This is a genomic window from Streptomyces sp. NPDC024687 (assembly GCF_055559055.1).
In genome coordinates, this window is the sequence record NZ_JBVHLJ010000008.1 from 99,573 (window position 1) to 121,653 (window position 22,081).

Genomic DNA, 22,081 nt, shown 5'->3' on the forward strand with positions numbered 1-22,081 from the left:
TGAGAGCGCCATGTGACATAGTACTGGCGTGAGCAAGCGACTGACCTGCGATGTCGTGATCGTCGGTGCCGGGATGGTGGGCGCGGCCTGTGCCCTGTACGCCGCCCGGGCAGGCTTCGACGTGATCGTCGTCGACCGCGGCCCGGTGGCCGGCGGCACGACCGGCGCCGGTGAGGGCAATCTCCTGGTCTCCGACAAGGACCCGGGTCCCGAGCTCGAACTCGCCCTGCTGTCCGGCCGGTTGTGGGCCGACCTGGCGCAGGAGGTCGGCGACGCGATCGAGTACGAACTCAAGGGCGGCGTGGTCGTCGCGTCCACTCCCGAGGGCCTCGCGGCGCTGGAGAGGTTCGCGACCGGGCAACGGGCGGCGGGCGTCGAGGCGGTGCCGGTGGACGCGGGCCGACTCCGGGAACTGGAGCCCCACTTGGCGTCCGGGCTCGCGGGCGGTGTGCTGTATCCCCAAGACGCGCAGGTCATGCCGACGCTGGCCGCCGCCCACCTCGTACGGGTCTCGGGTGCCCGCCTGTTCACCGGTGCGACGGTGACCGAGGTCCTGCGCGGTGCCGGCGGCGCCGTACGCGGGGTGCGGACGGACCGGGGCGAGATCCACGCGCCGTATCTCGTCAACGCCGCCGGGACCTGGGGCGGTGAGCTGGCCGCGCTGGCGGGAGTGGACCTTCCCGTGCTCCCCCGGCGCGGTTTCGTCCTCGTCACCGAGCCGCTCCCCCGCCTGGTCCGCCACAAGGTGTACGCCGCCGACTACGTGGCCGACGTGGCCAGCGACTCGGCGGCCCTGCAGACCTCGCCGGTCGTCGAGGGGACGGCGGCGGGGCCCGTCCTGATCGGTGCGACCCGTGAACGGGTGGGCTTCGACCGCTCGTTGTCGTTGCCCGCGCTGCGAGCGTTGGCGGCGGGCGCGACCCGGTTGTTCCCGTTCCTGGAGCAGGTGCGCGCGATGCGGACGTACCTCGGCTTCCGGCCGTACATGCCCGATCACCTGCCCGCCATCGGCCCCGATCCGCGGGTGCCCGGGCTGTTCCACGCGTGCGGTCACGAGGGCGCGGGCATCGGACTGTCCACCGGGACCGGGCAGTTGATCGCCCGGGTGCTGGCCGGGCAGACTCCCGAACTGGATCTCGCCCCCTTCCGGCCCGACCGTTTCCCCGCCTCCGGCTCTTCGTCCGATGCGTCGTCCGGCTGCGAGGAGGCCTCGTGAATCCGCTGGAGCTGGTGGGCGCCGAACCCGCTCCCGCATTCACCGTCACGCTCGACGGACGGGAGATCAAGGCCCTGCCCGGCCAGACCGTCGCCGCCGCGCTGTGGACCGCGGGGGTCACTTCCTGGCGCACCACCCGGGGCGAGGGCCGCCCGCGCGGGATCTTCTGCGGCATCGGCGTCTGCTTCGACTGCCTGGTGACCGTCAACGACCGCCCGAACCAACGGGCTTGCCTGGCACCCCTGCGGCCGGGCGACGCGATCCGCACGCAAGAGGGGACGGGCCACCATGAGTGAACCTCGTCTGGTGGTGATCGGCGCGGGTCCGGCCGGGCTCGCCGCGACCCTCGCGGCAGCCGCCCGCGGCACCCATGTCACGCTGATCGACTCGGCGGCGGAGGCGGGCGGCCAGTTCTACCGGCAGCCCGCGCCGGGGCTCGGAGCCCGTCGCCCCCAGGCGCTGCATCATCAGTGGCGCACCTGGGAGAGACTGCGGGACGGACTGCGCGCCCACCTACGGGCAGGGACCGTAAGGCACTTGACGGACCATCATGTCTGGTTCGTCGAGCGCCGGGGTACGGCCGGTTTCACCGTGCACGCTCTCACCGGGCCCGCGCAGGAGGAACCGGCCGAGGTGCGCGCCGACGCGGTCCTCCTCGCCACCGGCGGCTACGAGAAGGTGCTGCCCTTTCCCGGCTGGACCCTGCCCGGTGTCGTCACCGCGGGCGGGGCGCAGGCCATGCTCAAGGGCGGGCTCGTGCTGCCCGGCCGGACCGCTGTCGTCGCCGGGACCGGACCGCTGCTGCTGCCCGTCGCCACCGGGCTCGCCGCGGCGGGCGCGACGGTCGCCGCGCTGGTGGACTCGGCCGACCCGACGTCGTTCGTACGGCGGTCCCGGGTGCTGGCGGGCCGGCCGGACAAGCTGGCCGAAGGGGCCGGATACGCGGGCCGGTTGCTCCGTCACCGGGTGCGGACGCTGCTGCACCACACCGTCGTGGCGGCGCACGGCACCGAGCGGCTGGAGGCGGTCACGATCGCCGCCCTCGACCGGGACGGACGGGTGCGCCCGGACACCGGGCGGCGGCTCGTCTGCGACACCCTCGCCGTGGGCCACGGCATGCTGCCGCACACCGACCTCGCGGACGCGCTGGGCTGCCGGATCGACGGGCCGGCCGTGTACGCCGACGACGAGCAGCGCACCGATGTGCCGGGCGTGTGGGCGGCGGGCGAGACCACCGGCATCGGCGGCTCCGCCCTGTCGCTCGCCGAGGGGCACATCGCCGGGCGGTCGGTCGCGGCACGGCTGGCCGGGCGGGCGCCGGATCCGGGTGAGTGGGCGGCCGCCGCGCGCACCCGGGAGAAGCTGCGGGCCTTCTTCGCCGCCGTCGACTCCGTGTACGTGCCGCCCGCGCACTGGCCCGAGCAGGTCACCGACGAGACGGTGGTGTGCCGGTGCGAGGAGGTGTCCGCCGGCGCGGTGCGGGAGGCGGTGCGCGAACTGGGGGCCGGTGATCTGCGGACCGTGAAGCTGCTCACCCGTGCCGGAATGGGCTGGTGCCAGGGCCGGGTGTGCGGGCCCGGGGTGGCCGGAGTCGCCGGGTGCGCGGAGACGGCGGGACGCAGACCGTTCGCACGGCCGGTACCGCTGGGCGTGCTGGCCCGGGCCGGAGAGACCGAGGAACAGTGAAATGTCACACCCTATCGAGACTGTCAGACCCCATGGACCCTATGGAGAGGCGATCCACATGACCACCAGCCTTCGTCCGTGGCGCGGAGTCCTCGTCGCCACTGCCCTCCCGTTGAACGACGACCTGTCGGTGAACTACGACAAGTACGCCGAGCACTGCGCCTGGCTGGTCGAGAACGGCTGCGACGGCGTCGTACCGAACGGCTCGCTCGGCGAGTACCAGGTGCTCACGCCCGAGGAGCGGGCCAAGGTCGTGGAGACGGCCGTGGCCGCGATCGGGGGTGAGCGGGTGATGCCGGGGGTGGCCGCGTACGGCTCGGCGGAGTCCCGCCGCTGGGCCGAGCAGGCACGGGACGCCGGCTGTGCGTCCGTGATGCTGCTGCCGCCCAACGCCTACCGCGCCGACGAGCGGTCGGTGCTAGCGCACTACGCCGAGGTCGCGAAGGCGGGCCTGCCGGTCGTGGCGTACAACAACCCCATCGACACCAAGGTCGACCTGGTGCCGGAGCTGCTCGCCAAGCTGCACGCGGAGGGGTTCATCCGCGCGGTCAAGGAGTTCTCCGGTGATGTCCGACGCGCCTACCAGCTGACCGAACTCGCCCCGGAACTCGATCTGTTGATCGGCGCCGACGACGTCCTGCTGGAGCTGGCCCTGGCCGGGGCGAAGGGCTGGGTGGCCGGTTACCCGAACGCGCTGCCCAGGTCCTCGGTCGAGCTGTACCGGACCGCCGTGAGTGGTGACCTGGCCACCGCGAAGAAGCTGTATGAGCAACTCCACCCGCTGCTGCGCTGGGACTCCAAGGTCGAGTTCGTGCAGGCCATCAAGATGTCGATGGACATCGTCGGCCGGCACGGCGGACCCGTGCGGCCTCCGCGCGTCCCCCTGCTGCCCGAGCAGGAGGCAGTCGTGCGGGCCGCCACGGAGAAGGCCGTCGCCGCGGGACTCGCGTAACTCGTCAAGGAGAGCGGACCATGCGCAGCACACTCGTCCTGCACGCCGTCGACTCGCACACCGAGGGCATGCCCACCCGCGTGATCACCGGCGGGATCGGCACGATCCCCGGCGCGACCATGAACGAGCGGCGGCTGTACTTCCGTGAGCACCGCGACGACATCAAGCAGCTGCTGATGAACGAGCCGCGCGGGCACTCGGCGATGAGCGGCGCGATCCTCCAGCCGCCGACCCGCCCCGACTGCGACTGGGGTGTCGTCTACATCGAGGTCTCGGGCTATCTGCCGATGTGCGGACACGGCACGATCGGGGTGGCGACCGTCCTGGTGGAGACCGGGATGGTCGAGGTCGTCGAACCGGTCACCACAATCCGGCTCGACACCCCCGCCGGTCTTGTCGTCGCCGAGGTCGCGGTGGAGGACGGCAGGGCGAAGAACGTCACGCTGCGGAACGTGCCGTCCTTCTCCGTCGCCCTGGACCGCAAGATCGCACTGGCCGACGGGCGGACGGTGACCTACGACCTGGCGTACGGCGGCAACTTCTACGCCATCCTGCCGCTGGCGGAGTTCGGGCTGCCCTTCGACCGGGACCGCAAGGACGACATCCTGAAGGCGGGGCTGTCCCTCATGGCGGCGATCAACGCCGAGGAGGAGCCCGTCCACCCGGAGGATCCGTCCATCCGCGGCTGCCATCACGTCCATCTGATCGCGCCCGGTGCCACCGCCCGGCACTCCCGGCACGCGATGGCCATCCATCCGGGCTGGTTCGACCGCTCCCCCTGCGGCACCGGCACCAGCGCACGCATGGCCCAGTTGCACGCGCGCGGTGAACTCCCGCTGCACACCGAGTTCGTGAACGAGTCCTTCATCGGCACGCGGTTCACGGGCCGGCTCCTCGGTACGACGGAGGTGGCGGGCCGTCCGGCTGTCCTGCCCAGTTTCACCGGGCGCGCCTGGATCACCGGCACGGCCCAGTACCTGCTCGATCCGACCGACCCGTTCCCGGCGGGATTCGTCCTGTGAGGCCTGAGCGCGTCCCGGAACGTCGAGGATAATGCCCGGTGCCGCGTGACATTGCACCTGCACTTGCACCACTAGGAGATGCCTCTCATGGCCGCCCAGCGATCCAGTACCCCCGCCGCCGCTGCCCCCGCCCTGCCCGTCCTCGGCGGCAAGAAGAGCAGCTACCGGGAGCGGGTCGCCGACGCCCTGCGGGCCGCGCTGATCGCGGGTGAGCTGCTCCCGGGGCAGGTGTACTCGGCGCCCGCGCTCGCCGCCCGCTTCGGCGTGTCGGCCACGCCCGTGCGCGAGGCCATGCTCGACCTCGCCAAGGAGGGCCTGGTCGACACCGTCCCCAACAAGGGGTTCCGGGTCACCGCGGTCTCCGAGAAGCAGCTCGACGAGTACACCCACATCCGCTCGCTCGTCGAGATCCCGACCGTCGTGGAGCTGGCCTCGACCGCCGACCCGGTCTCCCTGGAGGCGCTGCGTCCCGCCGCCCGGGAGATCGTCCAGGCGGCGGTGTCCGGTGACCTCATCGCGTACGTCGAGGCCGACACCCGCTTCCATCTCGGCCTGCTCGCCCTCGCGGGCAACGCCCACCTGGTCGAGGTGGTCGGTGACCTCCGCAAGCGGTCGCGTCTGTACGGCCTCACCCCGCTGGTGAGGTCCGGCCGCCTGCTGGCCTCCGCCGAGGAGCACCTCGAACTCCTCGACGCGCTGATCGCCCGCGACCGGGGGGCGGTCCACGAGGTCATGACCCGGCACATCGGGCACGTCAGAGGTCTGTGGGCGGCGAAGTAGGCGACGCCGTACCCAACGGCTACCCAACAGCCTGCCGACCTGATCAACCGTCAGACTTGGCGCACTCCCGCCCGTTGAGGGAGAAGTCGTACGCCGGGGCGTTCCTGCTCTGCCAGGAGGCGAGGAAGCCGAAGGAGAGCGAACCGGCCGCGGGGACCGACTTGTTGTAGTCGGCGGCGCTCGCGGTGACCTTCGCGCCGCTCTGGGTGAAGTCCGCGTCCCACATCTGCGTCACCTTCTGGCCGTCCTTGAAGGACCAGGTGACCCGCCAGTCGCCGAGAGCCTGGGTGGTGGTGACGGTGACGACGGCCTGGAAGCCGTCGGGCCACTGGTTGACGAGGGAGTACGCGACCCGGCAGGCCGGCGTGACGCTCTCGCTGGGCTCGGGCTCCTCGGCGCCGGCGGAGGAGGTGCCCTGGGGTTCGGGGTCGGAGTTCTTCACACTCGTGGACTCCGAGGGGTTACCCGTGGGTGTGCCGGAGGTCCCCGCCGAGCCGGGCGCCCGCGAGGTGGCGGTGGGGACGGACCAGGTGGGGTTGGCCACCGGCTGGCCCTCGGCCGAGGTGCCGGGCCCGGCGGCGCCGTTCTTCATGTCGTCGCCCGGCATCATCGACACCGCGAGGGCGAGCAGGGAGACGAGGACAGCGGCGACGAGCAGCCCGTTGCGCACGGCCTTCGCCTTGTGCGCGCCGGGGTTCGGGGGCCCGCTCTCCAGCGCCAGGGGGCGTCCGGCGCCCAGGCGTACCTCGGCGGCCCGGCGGCGGCGCTCCAGATAGGCGAGGCCGCCCCAGCCGATCACCCCGCCCGCGAGGGCCGCGGGCAGGCCGCCGCCGTGCAGGCGAAGACAGGCGGCGGCCTCCGCGCACTGCCGGCAGCGCGCGAGATGGCGGGAGAGGTCGGGCGGGGTCTCCCCGGAGGTGGAGCGGGTGACGGCGTCCAGCAGCCGGGCGTAACTGCGGCACTGCGCGTCCATCGGCATGTCGAGGTGGTTGCGGTGGCTGCGGTCCCGGAACAGGCCGCGCACCTGGGCGAGTTCCTCGCCCACGGTGGCCGGGTCGAGGCCGAGCCGGCGGGCCACCGTGGGCAGCGGCAGCGCCTCCACCTCGGCCAGCCACAGCAGTTCGGCGTCCGCCGCCTGCAGATCGCGCAGTCCCCGCAGGGCGATGGGACGCTGCAGCGGCGGGCCGGTGTAGCGGGCGGCCTTGTCGGAGTTGAGCCACAGCCGCAGATCGGGGTCCAGACGGTGGCCGAGGCCCTGGGTCTCCCAGTCCGCGGCGACGGTGCGAACTGCGGTGAGCAGCAGGGGTATGCGGGGCAGCCGAGCCGGACGGCGGCCGGCGCCACGCACGGCGGCCTCCGCGTCGCGGGCCTCGCGCATGCCGAGGGAGAACGCCTCCGTGGCCAGTTCGGTGGCCGCGGTGGAGCCGGCCGTGCACAGATCGGCGTACGACAGCACGGCATCCCAGCACTCGGAGAACAGCGCGGCCTCGGCGGCGTCCTGGGGGGTCGGCAGGTCGGGCATGGGTCTCCTGCATCGAAAGCGAAGTCAACTCGCCATACTGGCAAAGGAGTTGGGGGGAACCTCGCGGCAGGACAGGAGCCTTTCACGCCTCCCACACAACTGACAAGCACGCTATTCAAATCGGTTACCGAGGGTTCGGTCCACTCCCCCACGGCATGGTGCTGCGCAAAGTCGTGTCCTTGTGTACGGACCGGAAGCGGAAACGTATCAATCCCGCCACACAGAAATCAGCCGCAACGGAGAAACCCGGCCATCGTGGGCACCAAGCGGCGCCGACCCCGAAGCGGGCCGGCGCCGTTGTCGCGCTGATCAGACCTCGGCCGGTTCCGGGGCCGCCGGAAGGCTGTCCATGAAGGAGCTCACCGAGAAGACGGCACGGCCGGGTCCGGGCGGGCCGTACCCGGGGGGCGAGGAGAGACCGAAGTCGTCCATGGTCTGGCGATAGGCCTGGAGCAGCCGGATGTGGTACTCCAGCGGCGCACCATGCGGGTTGGCCTTGCCGAGCGGGGTCGTCGGCTCGGGGCACCAGGTGGTGAAGCGGGGCGTGATGCCGTGCGACATGAAGAACCGCAGGCCCTCGGTGGTGGAGGCGATGGCCTCGTCGACCGTCTTGAAGCCGAAGGGCTCCGCCATCTCGACGCCCGCGACGAAGTTGGGGATGACGTTGCGTGCCCCGAACACCTCCGCCGAGTCCAGGATCCGCTTGTGCCACACGTCGCGGCCGACGTACCGCTCCTTGCCCGGGCAGTACATCTTGAAGAGGTACTCGTCCCACACCTCGTAGTTGGGGTGGTAGATCTGCACGCCGTAGTCCTTGAAGCGCTGCACGTCGTCCTTGGGCAGCGCCTGCGCGACGACCTTGCCGATCCAGCGGCCCGGGAAATGCTCCTCGATGGCCTTGGCGTACATGCCGTAGAAGTCGGCCTCGTCCCGGCCCTGGAGCTTCGAGGTGATCGCGCCGCCGGTGAGCGTGTAGGCGGTGGAGATCTTGTCGGTGTCGTACCGGTTGATGATCTCGAGCGCCTCCAGGACCTCGTCCACGTCCTTGACGCCCGTGTACGGCCGCCCGGCCGCCTTGTGCTGGCGCCAGTTGTGGTTGATGTCGCAGTACTGGCACTCCTCCTTGGCGCCGAAGTACTGGCACACCCGGAAGACGGTCAGATAGACCAGGTAGCCCCACTGGATGGTCGGGGCGACCTCCATGACGGACTTCCCGCTGGAGAGCTTGTGCCGGTAGTACTCCGGCATCGGCGGCACGCCCACGTCGGCGATCCGCTTGCCGTCGAGGTAGAGCCCGAGCATGCCGGAGTCGTCGGCCGCCACGCGGTAGGGCGAGGCGGGGTTCACCCGCACCGACACCACCGTCCGCCTGAGGTCGTACGGCCCGCCGGTGAGGATGATCTCCTCCGGCGGCCGGCGCAGCGCGGCCTCGCCCAGCTCCGGCAGGGTCCCGTGGTCGAAGGAGAAGATGAAGTACGACTTCGGCTTCATCTCACCCGACTCGTTGTCGCTGAGGGCGGACGGGTCGAAGGCCACGCCACCTCGCAGCAGGTCCTCCTTGAAGACGGCTTCCCGTGGAACCTGCGGGAACCTCTCCATCAGATCCTCGACCAGCGCGGTACGGCTGCCCATCCCGTGTCTCCTCCCGGCTCAGACGTACGACCGACTCCTCACGGTATGCCCTCGCACCGACATCACCCGTGCCGGGTCCCCTCACGGCGCGCGATGTGGGGCGGTATGGGCGTTTCGGGAGGCAGGGACGGGTCGGGAACGGGCGCGCCCCACACCGAGGTGAGCGGAAGCACACCGGCCCACAGCCCCAGTTCGGCGTCGGGTCCGTCGCCGTCGTCGGGCGCGCCGGTGCGGATCTTGACGGAGGCCTCGTCGAGGTTGAGCGCGAGGAGGGTGGTGGCCGCGAGTTCCTTCCGGCTCGGCTGCCGGGCGTACGACCACTGTCCGGGGGTCGCGTGTTCGGTCAGCCGGCGCAGGCCCGCCAGCTTCTCCTCGGGGTGGGTCACCTTGCGGGCCTCACCGTGGATCATGGCGCTGCGGTAGTTGACGCCGTGCTCGAAGACGGACCGCGCGAGGACCAGCCCGTCGACGTGTGTGACCGTGACACAGACCGGCGTACCACCGGCGAGACTGCGGCTGGCCACCGAGCCGTGCAGATAGAGCTGCCGCTCGTCCAGCCCGTACACCGTGGGCACGACCAGCGGCCGCCCCTCGACCACCACGCCCAGATGACAGACGAACCCGGCATCGAGGACGGCGTCCAGATCCGCCCGATCCAGGCTGCCCTGCTCACGCAGCCGTCGGTGCCGGGTCAGCTCGGTCTGCGGGAGGGTGGCGGGGACGGGGTCAGGGCTCATGCCGGGCAGGCTACCGAGGGGTCTGGCCCGGCACTCCAGCGCCTCGAACACACCGGGTACGACACTCCCGCGCCCTGCCCTGCCCACGACACCCACTCGTAGCTGCCCTGCGCACGCAGCCGCCAACGCCGTAGCGGCCCGGACTCACTCCCTGCCCAGCCAGCACACGGATCCGTCAAACGCCCCGCTGCAGCGCCTCGAACAACACCGGGACGCCACGCCTGCGCCGACCACGGCAGCCCCAGCCGCGCCAACTCGTCGCTGCCCTACTCACCCAGCGGAATGCCGCAGCGGCACGGGTCCATACCCCACAGGCCCAGACAGCCCACCGAGCGTCAGCCCTCCCACTCCAGCGCCTCGAACAGCACCGGTACGCCACGCCTGCGCCCCGCCCACGACACCACTCGTCGCCGCCCTGCGCGCGTAGCCGCCAATGCCGTAGCGGCCGGGGTTCAATCCCTGCCCAGGCAACCCACCGAGCCGTCAAACGCCCCGCTGCAGCGCCTTGAACAGCACCGGGTACGCCACGCCTGCGCCCCGCCCCGCGACACCCACTCGTCGCCGCCCTACCCACACAGCCGACAACGCCGTAGCGGCCCAGGCTCACACCTCACGCCCAGGCAACCCACCGAGCCGTCAAGCGCCGTGCTCCAGGGCCTCGAGCAGCACCGGGTGCGCCACCGCTCCCCCCGACACCACCCGCTCCGCCTCCGCCACCACGGCCAGGCCCAGGCGGGCCAGTTCGTTGCCCTGGGATCCGGCCAGGTGCGGGGTGACGAAGGCGTTCGGGAGGTCGTGGAGGGGGGAGTCGGTGGGCAGGGGTTCGGGGTCGGTGACGTCGAGGATCGCGCTCAGGCGGCCGGTGCGGAGTTCGTCGACCAGGGCGTCCGTGTCGACCAGGGATCCGCGCGCGGTGTTGATCAGCACCCCGGCGTCCGGCATGAGGGCCAGTTCGCGGCGGCCGATCAGGTGCCGGGTCTCAGCGGTCTCCGGGGCGTGGACGCTGACGATCTCGCAGGTGCGCAGGAGGTCGTCCAGCGGCAGCAACGGGACGCCCAGCTCCGCCGCCGTGCTCTCGTCGACGTACGGGTCGGTCAGGCTCACCGAGAGGTCGAACGGCCGCAGCAGCTCGATGACCTTCCGCCCGATCCTGGACGCCCCGATCACGCCGACCCGCCGCCCGTGGTTGCCGATGCCGGGCACGATCCCCCACCCGGCAGACGCGCCCTCGGTACGCACGCGCTCCCGGCGCACGAAGACGTCCTTGCCGGCGAGCAGGATCGCGGCGAGCGTGTACTCGGCGACGGGCACCGCGTTGGCCTCGGCCGCCGAGGAGACGGTGATCCCGCGCTGCCAGACCTCCGGGGTGGCGAACCCCTTGACCGAGCCGGCCGAGTGCAGGACGGCCCGGAGTTTCGGGGCCGCGTCGAGGACGGCCGCGTCCAGGCGGGGGCAGCCCCAGCCGGTCACGAGGATCTCGGTGCGGGCCAGGACGTCCGCCAGCGCCGGGTCGGTGAGGTCCTCGGCCACCCGCCCGGGATCGATGTCCACCCACTCCCGCAGTCGCGCCAGCACCTCGGGCGGGAAGACGAGCGGCACGTTCTCGGCGGTCATGGCGAACAGCGCCTGGGGTCGTTCGGGCAAGGTGGTGATCCTCCAGACTTACGGAAGGTTACGGAAACGCTTGCAGAAAACGCTCTCTACGGTAGGCCCCGGCAAATGAGAGGGTCAACGCATACGCACTCCCGGGAGGAACGACGGACATGTCGGAGACGATCACCAACTGGGCGGGGAACATCACCTACTCCGCCAAGGAACTGCACCGGCCCCACTCGCTCGACGAGGTCGCCGCCCTGGTCGCGGGCAGCGCGCGGGTGCGGGTGCTGGGCAGCGGGCACTCCTTCAACGAGATCGCCGAGCCGGGCCCGGAGGGCGTCCTGCTGTCGATCGCCGGCCTGCCGCCCGTGATCGACGTGGACACGACGGCCCGTACGGTACGGGTCCCGGGCGGCGTCCGGTACGCCGAACTGGCCCGCGCGGTGGACGCCCACGACCTCGCGCTGCCCAACATGGCTTCGCTGCCGCACATTTCCGTGGCCGGCTCGGTGGCGACCGGCACCCACGGCTCGGGCGTCGGCAACGGTCCGCTCGCCTCGGCCGTGCGCGAGGTGGAGCTGGTCACGGCGGACGGCTCCGTGCTGACCATCGGTCGGGACGACCCCCGCTTCGGCGGCGCGGTCACCTCACTCGGCGCCCTCGGTGTCGTCACCGCGCTCACCCTGGACCTCGTGCCGTCCTTCGACGTGGAGCAGTACGTCTTCACCGAACTCCCCCTCACCGGGCTGGACTCGGCGGCCTTCGGGACGGTCATGTCGACGGCCTACAGCGTCAGTCTCTTCACCGACTGGCGCGCGCCGGGCTTCCGGCAGGTCTGGGTCAAACGGCGGACGGACCAGCCCCTTGCGGACTTCCCGTGGGCCGCGCCCGCCACCGAGAAGATGCACCCGGTGCCGGGGATGCCCACGCTCAACTGCACCGAGCAGTTCGGGGTGCCGGGGCCCTGGCACGACCGACTGCCCCACTTCCGGGCCGAGTTCACGCCGAGCAGCGGAACAGAGCTCCAGTCGGAGTACCTGCTGCCGCGCGAACACGCCGTCGAGGCGCTGCACGCGGTGGACGGCATCCGGGACACGGTCGCCGGGGTGCTCCAGATCTGCGAGGTGCGGACTGTGGCCGCCGACGAGCAGTGGCTGAGCCCTTCCTCCGGCCGGGACACCGTGGCCCTGCACTTCACCTGGATCGAGGACACCGCGGCCGTCCTTCCGGTGGTGCGCCGACTGGAGGAGGCACTGGCCGCCTTCGACGCTCGGCCGCACTGGGGGAAGGTCTTCACCACGCCCGCGGACCTGCTGCGCGAGCGCTACCCGAGGCTCGGCGACTTCCGGAAGCTGGCGCACGAGCTGGATCCCGAGGGAAAATTCGCCAACGCCTTCGTCCGGGCCGTACTCGCCGACTGACGGTCGGCCGGACTTTATAAAGCCCCTTTCCTAACCCCTTGTACAAAGTCCCCGGCAGCCCATAACCTTGCGCCGCGCCGGTGCCACTGTCGTCCCGGCATGAGCGAAGGGATGGGGGCAGGCCCGGTGAAGCGCACATCACGCGACATCCGCACCGCGAACCGCTACGAGGTGTTGCGCCAGATCATCGCCGAGTCGCCCACGTCCCGGCAGGAGCTGGCGGCGGCCACCGGGCTGAGCCTGGCCACCGTCGCCACGCTCGTGGGCGAGCTGCTCGAACTCCGCATGATCACGGAGGTCGGGTTCGAGGAGTCGGCCGGCGGGCGCCCCCGTGGGCTCGTGGCCGTCAACGCGTCGGGGGGCGCGCTGATCGGCGTGGACATCGCCGAGACGTATGTCCACGTCGAGCTGTTCGACCTCGCGCTGAACGTCCTGGCCCGCGCCGAGGAGGACGTCCGCCCCGGCGAGAGCCTCCCCGAGCAGGTGGTCGGCCATGTCGCCGCCGCCGTCGGCTCGGTGGTCGCGCAGGCCGGGATCGAGGGCGCCCGGGTGCTCGGCGTGGGCGTGAGCGTGCCGGGGCAGGTGGACCGCGCCACCGGCATCTCGGAGTACGCCCCCAACTGGGACTGGCACGACGTACCGCTGCTCGACCTGCTCTCCGAGTACATCGCCTACCCGCTCTACCTGGACAATCCGCTGCGTGCCGTCGCCGTGGCCGAGCTGTGGTTCGGGGCCGCGCGCGGCAGCGGGAACGCCGTGGTGGTGACCCTCGGGACCGGCGTGGGCGCCGGGCTCGTGCTGGGCGGCGCCCTGCACCGCGGTGTGTCCAACAGCGCGGGCGAGTGGGGCCACAACACGATCGTCCTGGACGGACGCCCGTGCCGCTGCGGCAACCACGGCTGCGTGGAGACGTACGTGGGCGCCCCCGGGATCATGCTGAACCTGCGGGAGCTGAGCCCCGACAGCGAGCTGCTGCACCCGGGCGACCAGACGGCGACGATCGCCGCGCTGGCCCGCGGGATGCTCACCGGGGACCCGGAGGCGGTCAAGGTCGTCCGGCACACCGCCCGCTATCTGGGCGCCTCCATCGCGCACCTGGTCAACCTGTTCAACCCCGAGGTGGTCGTGCTCAGCAGCTGGGTCGCGTCCGCCCTCGGCGAGCCCCTGGTCGAGGAGGTGCGCGAGGCCGTCGCCCGGCACGCGCTGCCCCGGCCGATGGCCGCCACCGAGATCGTCCTCTCCCCGATCCCGACGGACCCGGCATGCCTGGGCGCGGCGACGTTCGCGCTCGAGGGCGCGCTCCAGTCGGTCGGGCAGAGGACCGCAACAAAGCGCACCACTCCTGCGAGAAGCAAGGCGCACGACCTCCGCTAGGAGCCGTACACCGCACCACCTTCATGACGACGGAAGGGATGCACGTGTCTCACCCCCACCACAAGAGATCGGCCCTGCTGACAGCCGCAGCCGCGTTCGCTGTCGCGGGACCGCTGATATCCGCCCCGCCCGCGTCGGCCTCCACCCCCACGGTGGCCGAAGTGTCCCCGCACGCCGCCCAGGCCATCGACAACATCGGTGCCTCGGGCGCCTGGTGGGTCAACGACCTGAAGAACTTCGACCCGAAGGTCCAGGCCCGGGTGTCCAAGTTGCTGTTCTCCAAGGACGGCCTGGCGCTCAGCAGTTACCGCTACAACATCGGCGGTGGCGGCACCGGCGTGACGTACGCGCCGCGCGCCCCCGAGGACTTCCTGAAGGCCGACGGCTCGTACGACTGGAGCAAGGACAAGGCGGGCCGTACGTTCCTGTACGCGGCCGCCAAGTACGGCGTGAAGGACCTGATCGCCTTCGCCAACAGCGCGCCGGCGCAGTGGAAGACCAACGCCAAGAGCTGCGGCGGCTATCTGAAGACGGAGAACACACAGGACTTCGCGGACTACGTCGCCGACGTCACCGCCCACTTCGCCAAGCAGGGCGTGAAGTTCGACTACATCAGCCCCTTCAACGAGCCGACCAACAGCTTCGACAGCTGCGGCCAGGAGGGCATGCTGGTGCCGGTCGACCAACGCGACGACATCGTGCGGGCGTTGGGCGCCGAGCAGCAGGCCCGGAAGCAGAAGACCGGCATCATCGCGGACGAGTCCAGCTCCACGGTGAGCTTCAACACCGAGGTCCCGCAGTGGATCTCGCAGCCGGACACCGCCCAGTACGTCGACAAGCTCGCCCATCACACGTACAACAACCCGGGCGACGACCAGCGGGCGAAGATCTACGAGACGTCCAAGTCGGTCGGCAAGCAGTCCTGGTCCACGGAGATCTGCTGCTTCGGCAACGGCGGCACGGGCTGGGCGCAGGAGTACGACCCCACGATCGACGGTGGTCTGAACCTCTCCCGGATCATCTACAAGGACTTCGCGACCGCGCACGACTCGGCGTTCCAGTGGTGGGTCGCCCTGTCGGAGCAGATCGGCTCCGACCCCCTCGCGAAGAACAGCGAGGGCTGGAACGACGGCCTGATCTACTACGACCCCAACTACGCGACCAACGGCAACCAGACCCTGTACTTCACCAAGCGCTACTACGCGCTCGGCCAGTACAGCAAGTTCGTCCGGCCGGGCGCGGTCGCCCACAACGTGACCGGCACGCCGGACGGCGTCGAGGTGTCGACGTACGACGACCACGGCAAGTGGGTCGTCGTGGTCAACAACCACAACACCACCGACACCGCGGTGAAGCTGCACTTCAACAGCAAGGCGCCGGTGCGCGCGAGCAAGGCCGTGCGGACCTCGGCGACCGAGAGCTGGGCGAACGTCGCGAAGCCGTCGGTCAAGGGCGGCACGGCGTCGGCGACCCTGCCGGCCCGGTCCATCACGACGTACGTCCTCGACCAGAAGGGCCACGGCACGTCGGCGGTCACGGGCGCGCTGGTGGGCAAGCAGTCCGGCAAGTGCCTGACCGCGAGCGCCTCGGGTGCGGCGATCAGCAGCTGCACGGGCGGGTCCGAGCAGGTGTGGTCGTACGACGCGAAGGGCCGCCTGAAGGGCGTGAACGGCTATCTGGCCGCGGGGAGTTCGGGGCTCACGACGAGCCCGGAGGCGACCCGTGACGGCAGCCAGCAGTGGCTGCTGAACTCCAACGGCCAAGTCGTCAGCGAGGCGTCGGGCACCTGCCTGGACGTCGGCGGACAGGCGACGGCCGAGGGCAGCAAGGTCGGCCTGTGGACCTGCAACGGCGGGACCAACCAGGCCTGGTTCAAGCAGTAACACCTCACCGCTACAGGGGGGTTGCGGGCCGCTGGTGCGGCGGCCCGCGACCCCGGGGCGTCCGGTATCCCGAACGCCGCACAACGCTTCGTGCAGACTTCGTCCAACCCCTTGCCGAAGCCTTAGCCGAAGGTTAACGTCCCGCACCGCAGGTCCATTTGAGCCACCTGGCACTGAGCCGCAGAGCCATGGCGCAGAGCCGCAGCCGTATTCGAGACAAGGACGTCAGCATGTCGGCAATGAGCAACACCAACTGGAACCGTCGAAGCGTTCTGCAGGCCGCGATGGGTCTGGCCGCCGCGGGCGGGCTGGCCGCGTGCGGCGGGAACACCGGGCGCAGCGGCGGAGGGTCGGGCGACGCGCTCACCCAGTACTTCCACGCCTACGGCGAGGCGGGCACGGAGCAGGCCATCAAGAAGTACGCGGCCGCGTACAAGAAGGCCAACGTGAGCACCAACTGGATCACGGGCGACAACTTCGAGTCCGCGCTCTTCGCGGCCCTGCTCACCAAGAAGGCGCCCGACGTCTTCGAGTTCCACCCGCAGCTGCAGCTCGTCAAGAGCGGCCAGGTCGCCGACCTGACCGACCTGATCGACCCGGTCAAGGACGACTTCAACCCGAACGACATCAAGTCCCACACGGTCGACGGGAAGATCTACGGGATACGGATGATCGACGACCCGCAGTTCTTCTACTACCGCAAGTCGATGTTCGAGAAGGCCAAGGTCGAGGTCCCCACCACCTTGGAGGAGCTGATCGAGGCCGCCGCCAAGCTCACCACGAACAAGGTCAAGGGCGTCTTCCTCGGCAACGACTTCACCGCGATCCAGAACGTCATCATCTGGTCCGCCGGCGCCGACACCATCAACGAGAAGAACGAGATCGCCTACCACACGGACGGCGTCGTCGAGGGCCTCAAGCAGCTGCGCCAGCTGTTCACCAGCGGCAACGTGCTCCTGGACGCCCCCACCGACTTCTGGGACCCCTCCTCGCTCAACCAGGGCCTGTGTGCCATGCAGTGGGGCGGCATGTGGTCCATGCCGGCCATGCAGAAGGCGCTCGGCGACGACCTCGGCATCTTCCCCTTCCCGAAGATCGGGTCCGCCGGCAAGCAGTCCGTCTACAACGGCGGCTGGTCGATCTTCGTCAACGCCAAGGGCAAGAACGTCGAGGCCGCCAAGGAATACGTCAAGTGGCTGTGGATCGACCAGAAGCAGTACCAGGAGGACTGGGCCACCTCGTACGGCTTCCACATCCCGCCGCGCACCTCGATCGCCAACTCGGCCACCAAGCTCAAGACGGGCCTGCCCGCCGAGGGCGTCAAGCTCTTCACCGACTACGGCCACTTCGACAACATCGCCTACGACCAGACGATGCAGACCGCGTTCGCCGAGGTGATCGCGTCCTCCATCCGTAAGAACGGCAACCCGGAGTCGGCGCTCGACACCTGCGACAAGAAGGTCAACGTCGAACTCAAGAAGCTGTTCGGATAGGCCGCAGGGAACTCCACGACATGTCGACCACCACCACGCGCGGGGTCGCCCAGCCCGCCCCGGCCAAGGCCTCTCCGGCCCGGCCGCGGCGGGGCCTGCGGGGCAACCCCACCTTCAACTTCTGGCTTTTCACCGGGCCCTTCCTCATCGGCCTGGTGATCTTCGTCTTCGTTCCTATCTTCTGGAGCATCTGGCTCAGCTTCTTCGACGCGCGGTACACCGTCACACCGAGCCACTTCATCGGCTTCGACAACTACAAGCAGATCCTGACCAACAGCGGCTTCCCCGACTCACTGCTGACGTTCAGCGTGTTCGCCGCATTCATCGTGCCGACCACCTGGGCGCTGTCGCTGGGGCTGGCGCTGCTGGTGCACCGGCTGCGGTTCATGCGGGCGTTCTTCCGCTCGGTGTTCTTCCTGCCGACCGCCGTCTCCTACGTGGCCGCCGCGCTGATCTGGAAGATGTCCATCTTCAGCGGTGTCCGCTTCGGCCTGATGAACACCGTCCTCGGCTGGTTCGGCGTCGAGAACATCGCCTATCTGGCCAACCCCAGCCCGCCCTGGTACTGGGTGGTCATCGTGAGCCTGCGGCTGTGGATCCAGTCCGGCTTCTACATGATCCTGTTCCTTGCGGCGCTGCAGAACATCCCTGGCGAGCTGTACGAGGCCGCGGCCATCGACGGCGCCAAGCCGGGCTGGCAGACCTTCCGGTACATCACGCTGCCGCAGCTGCGCGCCACCTCGACCGCCGTGATCCTGCTGCTGCTCATCGCCGCGTACCAGGCGTTCGACGAGTTCTTCAACATCATCACCCTCAAGGCGACCTGGGCCCAGACACCGCTCATGGAGCTCTACAAGACGGCCCTCGGCACCAACCAGGACTACGGCGCCGGCAGCGCGGGCGCGGTCATCCTGTCGCTCCTCATCTGTCTCGTCACCCTGATCCAGGGCAAGTTCATGGGCTTCGGAAGGGGGGAGGAGGGCAAGTGACCACCACCACTCCTCAGGTCGGCAAGCAGCACAAGAAGGGCCGGGGCGTTCTCGGCAACTCGGGACTGTACGTCGCCGTCGGCATCGCCGCCCTGCTCTTCCTGATCCCCTTCTACCTGATCGTTCGCAACGCCCTCTCCACGGATCTAGAGATCACGGGCGAGAACTGGAAGGTGCTGCCTTCCTTCCAGTGGGGCAACATCTCCGAACTGTTCGACGACCCCACGGTCGAGTTCGGCCGCTCCATGGTGAACTCGCTGGTCGTCGCCGTCTCGACCACGCTGGGCACCCTCCTGGTGTGCTCCCTGGCCGGCTACGGCCTGGCCCGCATCCCCTACAAGCACGCCGACAAGGTCTTCTACGCCGTCCTGGCGACCCTGATGGTCCCGACGGCCGTGACCTTCGTGCCCAGCTTCGTGCTGGTCTCGTCCCTCGGCTGGGTGGACACGTATCGTGGTCTGATCATCCCGGGCCTGTTCAGCGGTTTCACCTGCTTCCTGTTCCGGCAGTACTTCCTGGGATTCCCCAAGGAGCTGGAGGAGGCGGCACGCGTGGACGGGCTCGGCTACTGGGGCGCGTACTGGCGGATCGTCGTACCCAACTCGCTGAACTTCTTCGCGGCCATCGCCACGATCACGTTCATCAGCGCCTGGAACTCCTTCCTGTGGCCCCTGGTCCTGGCTCAGGACCCGAGCTCCTGGACCGTGCAGGTCGCGCTCTCCTCCTTCATCACCAACCAGACCGTGAACTTCCACCTGATCTTCATGGCCGCCGCCATTTCCATCCTGCCCCTGGTGTTCGTGTTCCTCTTCCTCCAGCGCTGGCTGGTCCAGGGAATCGCGCAGACCGGCATCAAGGGCTGACACCTTCTCTCAGGACCTGGAGACCGATGTCCTTCCGCACCACCAGCAGCGCTTTCGACTACGTCGAGGACGTCTCACCGGGCAGCGGGGCCCTCCCGCCCCGCGCCTGGTACCCGTCCTCCGACGCGAAGGCACTCTCCCTCGACGGCGCCTGGCGCTTCAGGCTCTCGGCGACCGCCGACGCCGAGGACGACTCCTTCGCCGAGGAGGGATACGACGCCGACGGCTGGGCCGAGGTCACGGTCCCCGGGCACTGGGTCCTTCAGGGGGACGGGGCCTTCGGGCTGCCCATCTACACCAACCACCTCTACCCCTTCCCGGTGGACCCGCCGCACGTCCCCACCGAGAACCCGACCGGCGACCACCTGCGGGTCTTCGACCTCCCCGAGGACTGGCCCGCCGACGGCGGCGCGGTCATCCGGTTCGACGGTGTCGAGTCCTGCGCCCGCGTCTGGCTCAACGGCACGGACATCGGCGAGTTCAAGGGCTCCCGCCTCGCGCACGAGTTCGCCGTGGGCCATCTGCTGAAGCCGAAGGGCAACGTCCTCGCGGTCCGGGTGCACCAGTGGTCGGCCGGGTCCTACCTGGAGGACCAGGACCAGTGGTGGCTGCCGGGCATCTTCCGTGAGGTGACCCTGCTGCACCGCCCGGCGGGCGCCGTCCTCGACTTCTTCGTGCACGCCTCCTACGACCACCTCACGGGCGAGGGCACGCTGCGTGTCGACTCCGACGTCGACGGGCGGGTGCTCGTGCCCGCCCTGGACATCGATGTCGCCACCGGCGAGTCCGCCACCACCCTGGTGGCACCGTGGAGCGCCGAGAGCCCCCGGCTCTACGACGGCGAGCTGGTCACCGAGGGCGAGCGGGTCCCGCTGCGCATCGGCTTCCGTACGGTCGTTCTCGAAGACGGTCTGATCAAGGTCAACGGCAAGGCGGTCCTGTTCAAGGGCGTCAACCGGCATGAGTGGCACCCCGAGAAGGGCCGCACCCTCGACCTGGAGACCATGCGCGAGGACGTGCTGCTGATGAAGCGGCACAACATCAACGCCGTGCGCACCTCGCACTACCCGCCGCACCCGGCCTTCCTGGACCTGTGCGACGAGTACGGCCTGTGGGTCATCGACGAGTGCGACCTGGAGACCCACGGCTTCACCGAGCAGGACTGGCGGGACAACCCCGTCGACGACGACCGCTGGACCCCGGCCCTCCTGGACCGCGCGGCCCGCATGGTCGAGCGCGACAAGAACCACCCCTCGATCGTCTTCTGGTCGCTGGGCAACGAGGCCGGCACCGGCCGCGGCCTGACCGCGATGGCCGAGTGGATCCACGCCCGCGACTCCTCGCGCCTGGTGCACTACGAGGGCGACTGGAACTGCCGGGACACCGACGTGTACTCGCGGATGTACGCGAACCACGCCGAGGTCGAGCAGATCGGCAAGGAGCTCGACGGCGGCACCCACAAGCGCCGCGCACTCCCCTTCATCCAGTGCGAGTACGCCCACGCCATGGGCAACGGCCCCGGCGGCCTCGCCGACTACCAGGAGCTCTTCGAGACGTACGACCGTCTCCAGGGCGGCTTCATCTGGGAGTGGATCGACCACGGCGTCAAGCACGCCGAGCTCGGTTACGCCTACGGCGGCGACTTCGGCGAGGAGCTGCACGACGGCAACTTCGTCTGCGACGGCCTGATCTTCCCGGACCGCACGCCCTCCCCCGGCCTGATCGAGTACAAGAAGGTCATCGAGCCGGTCCGCATCGACGGCGCCGACGGCACCGTACGCGTCACCAACAAGTACGACTTCGCCGACCTGTCCGAGCTCGCCTTCGAGTGGTCGTACGAGGTGGACGGCGAGACGGTCGAGGCCGGCACGCTGTCGGTGCCGGAGCTGGCACCCGGGGAGTCGGCGGACCTGAAGCTGCCGGAGCCGCCCGCCCACGAGGGTGCGGAGGCGCAGTGGACGGTGCGGGCGCTGCTGGCGTCCGACACGTCCTGGGCGTCGAAGGACCACGTCGTCGCGTGGGGCCAGTTCCCGGCGACCGCGCCCGTACGGCCCTCCGTCGCGCCCACCGACCGGCCGGTGCGCGGCGAGAAGCTGATCACCCTGGGCCCGGCGTCCTTCGACGGCCGTACCGGCGCGCTCAAGGCGATCGGCGGGGTTGCCGTCGAGAGCCCGCGGCTGGACGTGTGGCGGGCGACGACCGACAACGACGAGGGCACGGAGTGGGCCACCGGCATCCGCTACAGCACGCTGTGGCGGACCCTGGGCCTGCACCGGATGCAGCACCGGCTCGACTCGGTGGAGCTGGGCGAGAACGCGCTGACGGTCCGCACCCGGGTGGCGCCCGCGGCCCGCGAGGTGGGCCTGGGTGTGGTCTACCGCTGGACGTCCGACGGCGACCGGCTGCGGCTGACCGTGTCCGTGGCCCCGGACGGCGAGTGGACGGTGCCGCTGCCCCGGCTCGGCGTCCGGCTCGGACTTCCCGAGGCCGACCAGGTGAAGTGGTTCGGCGGCGGTCCCGGTGAGGCCTACCCGGACACCCGGAAGGCCTCGGTGGTCGGCCGCTGGGACTCGACGGTGGACGCGTTGCAGACGCCGTATCTGCGCCCGCAGGAGAACGGCGCCCGCGCCGATGTCCGCTGGGTGGAGCTCGGCGGACTGCGGATCGAGGGCGACCCGGAGTTCGCCTTCACGGCCCGGCGCTGGACGACCGAGCAGCTGAACGCGGCGGCGCATCTGACGGATCTGAAGGCCGGTGACACGGTGTGGGTGAACCTCGACCACGGCCATCACGGCATCGGGACCGCGTCCTGCGGTCCGGGCCCGCTCCCGCAGTACCACCTTCGGGCCGAGCCGGCGGAGTTCTCGTTCGTCTTCTCGGTGCTCTCCCGGTGATCTGCCGGTGAACCTGCCAAT

General features: G+C 70.2%; 17 protein-coding genes. 13 read left to right on the plus strand and 4 right to left on the minus strand.

All coding sequences use genetic code 11. The features are described 5' to 3' along the window. Positions 1–28: 28 nt before the first annotated feature. From ACZ39I_RS29360 to ACZ39I_RS29385, 6 genes are all read left to right on the plus strand, one after another. Positions 29–1,216, plus strand: a complete 1,188-nt coding sequence (locus ACZ39I_RS29360) for an NAD(P)/FAD-dependent oxidoreductase (protein ID WP_467247723.1) — start codon at positions 29–31, stop codon at positions 1,214–1,216. Further along, positions 1,213–1,512, plus strand: coding sequence for a (2Fe-2S)-binding protein (locus ACZ39I_RS29365; RefSeq protein ID WP_467247724.1), 300 nt, complete (start codon positions 1,213–1,215; stop codon positions 1,510–1,512). The genes ACZ39I_RS29360 and ACZ39I_RS29365 overlap by 4 nt, the downstream gene beginning before the upstream one ends. After that, the gene (locus ACZ39I_RS29370) at positions 1,505–2,902 is read left to right on the plus strand and encodes an FAD-dependent oxidoreductase (protein WP_467247725.1); all 1,398 of its coding nucleotides are present in this window, start codon (positions 1,505–1,507) and stop codon (positions 2,900–2,902) included. The genes ACZ39I_RS29365 and ACZ39I_RS29370 overlap by 8 nt, the downstream gene beginning before the upstream one ends. A 58-nt stretch (positions 2,903–2,960) precedes the next feature. Next, a complete protein-coding gene (locus ACZ39I_RS29375) occupies positions 2,961–3,854 on the plus strand; it encodes a dihydrodipicolinate synthase family protein (RefSeq protein ID WP_467247727.1) in 894 nt (297 codons plus the stop codon). Between the two features lie 20 nt (positions 3,855–3,874). Further along, a complete protein-coding gene (locus tag ACZ39I_RS29380; protein ID WP_467247728.1) occupies positions 3,875–4,876 on the plus strand; it encodes a proline racemase family protein in 1,002 nt (333 codons plus the stop codon). 87 nt (positions 4,877–4,963) lie between these two features. Next, a complete protein-coding gene (locus ACZ39I_RS29385) occupies positions 4,964–5,656 on the plus strand; it encodes a GntR family transcriptional regulator (protein WP_467247729.1) in 693 nt (230 codons plus the stop codon). A 43-nt stretch (positions 5,657–5,699) separates the two neighbouring features. On the opposite strand, the gene ACZ39I_RS29390 is transcribed toward ACZ39I_RS29385, so the two are convergent. The 4 genes from ACZ39I_RS29390 to ACZ39I_RS29405 form a co-directional block, all read right to left on the minus strand. Continuing rightward, positions 5,700–7,178 (minus strand): cellulose binding domain-containing protein, encoded by a 1,479-nt coding sequence (locus tag ACZ39I_RS29390; RefSeq protein WP_467247730.1) that lies wholly within the window; start codon positions 7,176–7,178, stop codon positions 5,700–5,702. 309 nt (positions 7,179–7,487) lie between these two features. Then, positions 7,488–8,810, minus strand: coding sequence for a radical SAM protein (locus ACZ39I_RS29395; protein ID WP_467247732.1), 1,323 nt, complete (start codon positions 8,808–8,810; stop codon positions 7,488–7,490). Positions 8,811–8,872: 62 nt separating this feature from the next. Further along, a complete protein-coding gene (locus ACZ39I_RS29400; protein WP_467247733.1) occupies positions 8,873–9,547 on the minus strand; it encodes a pyridoxamine 5'-phosphate oxidase family protein in 675 nt (224 codons plus the stop codon). Positions 9,548–10,183: 636 nt separating this feature from the next. Next, positions 10,184–11,191, minus strand: a complete 1,008-nt coding sequence (locus tag ACZ39I_RS29405; RefSeq protein ID WP_467247735.1) for a hydroxyacid dehydrogenase — start codon at positions 11,189–11,191, stop codon at positions 10,184–10,186. 119 nt (positions 11,192–11,310) lie between these two features. Between ACZ39I_RS29405 and ACZ39I_RS29410 the strand changes: the two genes are divergently transcribed. The 7 genes from ACZ39I_RS29410 (at position 11,311) to ACZ39I_RS29440 (ending at position 22,060) form a co-directional block, all read left to right on the plus strand. Then, complete coding sequence (locus ACZ39I_RS29410) at positions 11,311–12,564, plus strand: D-arabinono-1,4-lactone oxidase (protein WP_467247737.1); 1,254 nt, start codon at positions 11,311–11,313, stop codon at positions 12,562–12,564. A 99-nt stretch (positions 12,565–12,663) separates the two neighbouring features. Then, positions 12,664–13,938 (plus strand): ROK family transcriptional regulator, encoded by a 1,275-nt coding sequence (locus ACZ39I_RS29415; RefSeq protein ID WP_467247738.1) that lies wholly within the window; start codon positions 12,664–12,666, stop codon positions 13,936–13,938. A 38-nt stretch (positions 13,939–13,976) separates the two neighbouring features. Further along, a complete protein-coding gene (locus tag ACZ39I_RS29420) occupies positions 13,977–15,821 on the plus strand; it encodes a glycoside hydrolase (protein ID WP_467247740.1) in 1,845 nt (614 codons plus the stop codon). Between the two features lie 230 nt (positions 15,822–16,051). Next, a complete protein-coding gene (locus tag ACZ39I_RS29425; RefSeq protein ID WP_467247741.1) occupies positions 16,052–17,314 on the plus strand; it encodes an ABC transporter substrate-binding protein in 1,263 nt (420 codons plus the stop codon). A 20-nt stretch (positions 17,315–17,334) separates the two neighbouring features. Beyond that, complete coding sequence (locus ACZ39I_RS29430; RefSeq protein WP_352381754.1) at positions 17,335–18,303, plus strand: carbohydrate ABC transporter permease; 969 nt, start codon at positions 17,335–17,337, stop codon at positions 18,301–18,303. Beyond that, positions 18,300–19,166, plus strand: coding sequence for a carbohydrate ABC transporter permease (locus tag ACZ39I_RS29435; protein ID WP_467247742.1), 867 nt, complete (start codon positions 18,300–18,302; stop codon positions 19,164–19,166). Before ACZ39I_RS29430 ends, ACZ39I_RS29435 begins: the two co-directional genes overlap by 4 nt. Positions 19,167–19,192: 26 nt before the next feature. Then, positions 19,193–22,060, plus strand: coding sequence for a glycoside hydrolase family 2 TIM barrel-domain containing protein (locus ACZ39I_RS29440; protein ID WP_467247744.1), 2,868 nt, complete (start codon positions 19,193–19,195; stop codon positions 22,058–22,060). The last annotated feature ends 21 nt before the right edge of the window (positions 22,061–22,081 follow it).